Source organism: Patescibacteria group bacterium, from assembly GCA_028711655.1.
Taxonomy (GTDB): Bacteria; Patescibacteriota; Patescibacteriia; order Patescibacteriales; family JAQTRU01; genus JAQTRU01.
The window spans coordinates 1-5351 of record JAQTRU010000054.1 but is presented as its reverse complement, the minus strand read 5'-3'; the positions used below and the strand labels follow the sequence as shown (position 1 = coordinate 5351).

Genomic DNA, 5351 nt, shown 5'->3' with positions numbered 1-5351 from the left:
CCAGAATATCTGCCAGAATACGTGGCTGAATTTTCAGTAAGATTTAGCCACCCGGAAATCTTTGATTCTCCGCTAACCTATCTGCAAAAATCAATTAGCTCTGTTCCACTTGACTAGGTATACCCAATTTCACCACTTTCCTCTTCTTTGGCAAATATGTTATAATAACTACATACATTATTCGCATAATTCGTAATTCGTAGATTATGTTATCTCGAGAACAAATAAAAAATATCCTGATCAAAGCGGAAATTTTAACCGACGGAGATTTTGACAAATTCGCCCAGGAAGCGGAAAATAGCGGAAAAAAAATAGAAAATTATCTGTTGGAAAAAAAGGTTATAACTCCCCTCTCCTTGTATGAGAGCGCCGCCCAATTTTTTAATATCCCTTTTGTCAATCTGAAAGGCCAAACTATCCGAAAAGATATCCTTTTTAGCATTCCGGAACCGATTGCTACCACCCACGATCTAATCGCTTTTGACGGCGATGACAAAGAAATAAAAATCGCCACTTTAAATCCTAATGACCTGGAAATCTTTGAGTTTATCAGAAAAAAAACCGGCCTAGTGCCGAAGATTTATTTAACCACGCCGGACAGCATAAAGGAAAATCTGAAACAATATCATAAGGGTTTAAAGGCCGAATTTGATTATTTGACTAAGGGCGCGCAGAAAGGAGAAAACGGCAAAGAAAAGGAAGGAGATTTAAAAAAACTGGCGGAAGACCTGCCAGTAGTAAGGATTGTGGATACTTTGCTGGAATACGCTATTTTCCAGGAAGCTTCTGACATCCATATTGAACCGGAGGAAAGAGACATTATTGTCCGCTATCGCATTGATGGCATTCTCCATAATGTCATGACTCTTCCAAAAAATGTGCAGTCCGGCATTGCCGCCAGAATAAAAATACTTTCTAACCTAAAAGTTGATGAACACCGCCTGCCCCAGGACGGCCGATTTAAAATTGCCAGCGAGGAATACAAAGTTTCTTTTCGCGTTTCCATTATCCCGACTTTTGACGGAGAAAAAATCGTGATGCGCTTGCTTAATGAAAAAGCCCAAATTTTAAACCTGGAACAACTGGGTTTTCAGCCCAGTAGCTTGGAAATAATAAAAAACAATATAAAAAAACCGCATGGCATGATTTTGGTTACCGGACCGACCGGCTCGGGAAAAACCACCACTCTTTACACCATCCTTAATCTCCTAAACACCCCGGAAGTGAATATTTCCACAGTTGAAGACCCGATTGAATACCGGATGCCGAGAGTAAACCAGTCGCAAATCAACCCTAAAATCGGTTTTACTTTCGCTACCGGCCTGCGCTCTATTTTGCGCCAAGATCCGGATATCATTATGGTCGGAGAAATTCGGGATCAGGAAACCGCGGAAATCGCGGTTCATGCCGCTATGACCGGCCACCTTGTCCTTTCCACTCTTCACACCAATGACGCTGTTACCACCCTGCCCCGCTTGAGCGACATGGGCGTCCCTTCATTTTTAATCGCGACAACGACTAATGTCATTATCGCCCAGCGTTTAGTGAGAAAAATCTGCCCAAACTGCATTCAAAGCTATAATTTGGACAAACAGGCCATAGAAGAACTGAATAAATTTCTTAATATCGGCAATCTGTTAAAAACCCTGGAAGAGGAAAAAGCCATTGTCAGTTCCAAAAAGGGGCTGGAGTCTATTCTTTTTTACCGCGGCAAAGGCTGCAAAAAATGCAACAATACCGGCTATAAGGGGCGCATAGGAATTTACGAAACTCTAGAAATAACTCCCGAAGTGGCGGAACTTATTTTAAGAAAAGCCAATGCCGTCGAGATAAAAAAACAAGCGGAGAAACAAAAAATGCTCACTGTAATAGAGGATGGCTTCATAAAGGCCAAAAACGGCATTACCACGATTGAGGAAATAATGAGAGTGACAAAAGAATAAATCTAATTACAAATTACAAATCTTTCACAAATTCACAAATATTATATAACACTTTGATTTCTATTTGTGTTATTTGTGATAATATTTGTGTATTTGTAATAAAATATTGGACTATGAAAATATTTTGCGTAATTCCGGCTTATAACGAAAAGGAGACTATCAGCGAAGTAATAGATAAAGTAAAGCCCTTAGTCAGCGAGGTGGTGGTGGTTGATGATGGTTCTTCTGACGAAACCGGAAAACTGGCGAGAGCCAAAGGCGTAAGAGTCTTGTCCCATCTTATAAACCGCGGCCAGGGGGCGGCCCTGGAAACCGGAAACCAATACGCTCTAAAAGCCGGCGGCGATATCATTGTCCACTTTGACGCTGACGGCCAGTTTCTGCCCGGAGAAATAGAAGACATCGTTTCCCCTATCCAAGAAGGACAAGCCGACATAGTTTTCGGTTCGCGCTTTTTGGGCAAAAAGTCAAACATGCCGCCTTTTAAAAAGTACGTCATTATTCCTCTGGCGCACCTGATAAATAAAATATTTACCGGCTCCACCTTAACTGATCCGCAGAACGGCTTTCGGGCAATGTCAAAAAAGGCGGCTGAAGAAATAAAAATTGAGCAGGACGGCATGGCCCACAACACGGAAATAATTTCTAAGGCTTTTTCTAGCGGCCTGAAAATAAAAGAAATTCCGGTAACTGTTATTTACAATAATTTCGGCCAACGATTTAGCGGCGGCTTAAAAATTATAAAAGATTTAATACTGGCTAGACTAATAAATTAACTTTGATGCGTTACGCGTTATGCGTTACGCGTTATGCGAAAAAATGCTGCAACAAATAATCGCTTTAATAATTATCGCTTTTTTCTTGGCCCGCCTTTTCTGGCAAAAACAGAAAAAGCAAATAGGCGCCAATGAATTCTTTTTTTGGCTGGTTTTTTGGTTTTTGGCCGCCGGGGCAATAATCGCTTTGAAATGGATAGACAAATTGGTTGCGAGCCTTGGCTTTTCCGCTTCGGGCATTGATGTCCTAATTTACATTGCCATCGTCATTTTATTTTATTTCGTCTTCAGGTTAAGGCTCCGGCTGGAAAAAATAGAAAGGGATATAACAAAAATAGTCAGAAAAATCACAATTGAAGAAAAATAATTACAAATTCACAAATTCGCTACAAATTACACAAATATATTTTAAATTTTTTCCTAATTTGTGTTATTTGCGTTTAAATTTGTGAATTTGTAATTTTATGAAAATTGCCCAAATTGTCTGCGCTTTTCCTCCATATAAGGGCGGCATAGCTAATGTGGCCCGCGATTTTTCCGAAATTTTAGCCGATGCCGGCAACGAAATAACTGTTTTCACCCCCGACTACGGTCAACCAACCGCAGAAAAAAATAATTTTAAAATTACCCTCCTCAAACCCTGGCTAAGAATGGGCTTGGGAGTTTTTTTGCCGCAACTGTTTTTTAAACTTCCTGATTTTGATATTATTCACCTTAATTACCCATTTTTCGGCGCGGCTGAAGTGGTTTGGCTGGCAAAAACTATTTGGCCTAAAAAATTTAAGCTCATTGTCCATTTCCACATGGACGTGGCCGGCCTCTCCCCTTTTGCCAAAATTCTCTCTCTGCCGGCTGAAATAATTAGAAATTCTCTTTTTAAAAAAGCTGACTCAATCACCTGCGCCAGCTTAGATTATATAAAAAATAGCAGCTTGGCTGAAATTTATAAAAAATATCCGGAAAAATTCAAAGAAATTCCTTTCGGGGTGGACACAAAAAAATTTAGACCAAAGGATTTCCAAGAATCCCCGTCAAATTCCGCAAAAATTTTATTTGTCGGCGGACTGGATAAAGCTCATTATTTCAAGGGTGTTGATGTCTTGCTGAAAGCTATCTCAAAATTATTTAAAAAAAATTGGGAACTACTGATTGTGGGTGATGGCGACCTTAGAAAAAAATATGAAAATCTAGCCAAGAAACTGAACATAAATAACCGGGTAAAATTTTTAGGGAAAATTCCCGACCAAAAACTACCTTCCATCTACCAACAGGCCGATTTATTTGTTTTGCCTTCAATAAATAAAAACGAAGCCTTTGGTTTAGTTTTGCTGGAAGCTATGGCTTCCGGCTTGCCGATGATTGCCTCGGATTTGCCTGGCGTAAGAACGGTTTTTGCCAACGGCAAACAAGGATTATTGGCAAAACCGGGGGATGAGGAAGACCTTAAAAATAAAATGGAGGAGATTTTATCTAATGAAAAAAAAAGAAAAGAAATGGGGCGGGAAGCGAGAACTTTGGCGACGGAAAAATATGATTCTGAAAAAATAAAAACAAAATTAATTGAAGTATTTTAAAGCGTCTTTTTGTTTGCTAAAATATAAACTCAACTAAAATAAATATTCGTATTATTAATTCCATTAACATTATTCCTATATTAGTATTTTATTTGTTTGTGATATTTGTGTATAATTTGTAAATTCGTAATAGATTCGTAATTTGTAAAGTATGAAAATCTGCTTAATAAATAATTTGTACAAACCCTATAATCGGGGTGGAGCCGAACGCATAATGGAACTGCAGGCAGAGGGCCTGGCTCAAGCCGGCCACGAAATTTTTATAATAACGACAAAACCGTTTTTCGCGCAACGCATAACGCGCAACACGCAACAAAAAATTTATTATCTTAAAGGATTTTATTATAATCTAAAAAAAATTCCCAAAATACTCCGCCTGCCCTGGCACCTGCTTGATATGCTTGATTTTGGCAATTATTTAAGGGTAAAATCCATCTTAAAAAAGGAAGGACCTGATATGGTTATAACCCATAATTTAAAGGGCTTGGGTTATTTAATTCCTAAGGTTATAAAATCTTTAAAAATAAAACATATCCATATCCTGCACGATATCCAGCTCCTTCATCCTTCCGGCTTGATGCTTTGCCATAAAGAAAAACAAATAAAAAGTTTTCCGGCGAAAATGTATGCCGGTCTTTGCCGCTGTCTTTTTTCTTCGCCGGATATGATAATTTCGCCTTCAAAATGGCTTTTAAAACTTCACGAAGAAAAAAACTTTTTTAGCCAATCCAGAAAGATTATTTTACCTAATCCAGTTCCCGATTTCTCCATCTCCCCTTTCCTGGACAGGAGAGGGGCGGGGGGTGAGGCAAATAAAGTCTTTCGCTTTTTATATGCGGGGCAAATAGAAAAGCACAAAGGGATATTTTTCCTAATAAAGTCTTTTTCCATCCTCTGCCAAAATTTCGGCCGTTGCGGTTTTGAGTTAATCATAGCCGGAACCGGTTCAAAATTAAAAAAAGCCGGGCAATTGGCTAAAACGAATAAATATATAAAAATTTTAGGCTGGAAAAATAAAGCAGAGTTAAGGCAGTTAATGGACTCGTCTGATTGCCTGG

At 38.9% G+C, this 5351-nt stretch carries 5 protein-coding genes; all 5 read left to right on the top strand.

Going from position 1 to position 5351, the window contains the following annotated elements:
* Positions 1 to 206 precede the first annotated feature (206 nt).
* Positions 207 to 1943, top strand: coding sequence for a GspE/PulE family protein (locus tag PHQ42_05095; GenBank protein ID MDD5072078.1), 1737 nt, complete (start codon positions 207 to 209; stop codon positions 1941 to 1943).
* 113 nt (positions 1944 to 2056) lie between these two features.
* On the top strand, positions 2057 to 2719 hold the full coding sequence (locus tag PHQ42_05090; protein MDD5072077.1) for a glycosyltransferase family 2 protein: 663 nt from the start codon (positions 2057 to 2059) through the stop codon (positions 2717 to 2719).
* Positions 2720 to 2762: 43 nt separating this feature from the next.
* On the top strand, positions 2763 to 3086 hold the full coding sequence (locus tag PHQ42_05085; protein ID MDD5072076.1) for a DUF2304 family protein: 324 nt from the start codon (positions 2763 to 2765) through the stop codon (positions 3084 to 3086).
* A gap of 97 nt (positions 3087 to 3183) precedes the next feature.
* Complete coding sequence (locus PHQ42_05080; GenBank protein ID MDD5072075.1) at positions 3184 to 4293, top strand: glycosyltransferase family 4 protein; 1110 nt, start codon at positions 3184 to 3186, stop codon at positions 4291 to 4293.
* Between the two features lie 151 nt (positions 4294 to 4444).
* Positions 4445 to 5351, top strand: a 907-nt coding sequence (locus PHQ42_05075) for a glycosyltransferase (protein MDD5072074.1), incomplete at its 3' end; no start/stop codon positions are given.

Bases quoted from the DNA above. Each gene is read 5' to 3' on its own strand.
- PHQ42_05095 (MDD5072078.1), top strand. From the start codon at position 207: ATGTTATCTCGAGAACAAATAAAAAATATCCTGATCAAAGCGGAAATT.
- PHQ42_05085 (MDD5072076.1), top strand. From the start codon at position 2,763: ATGCTGCAACAAATAATCGCTTTAATAATTATCGCTTTTTTCTTGGCC.
- PHQ42_05080 (MDD5072075.1), top strand. From the start codon at position 3,184: ATGAAAATTGCCCAAATTGTCTGCGCTTTTCCTCCATATAAGGGCGGC.
- PHQ42_05090 (MDD5072077.1), top strand. From the start codon at position 2,057: ATGAAAATATTTTGCGTAATTCCGGCTTATAACGAAAAGGAGACTATC.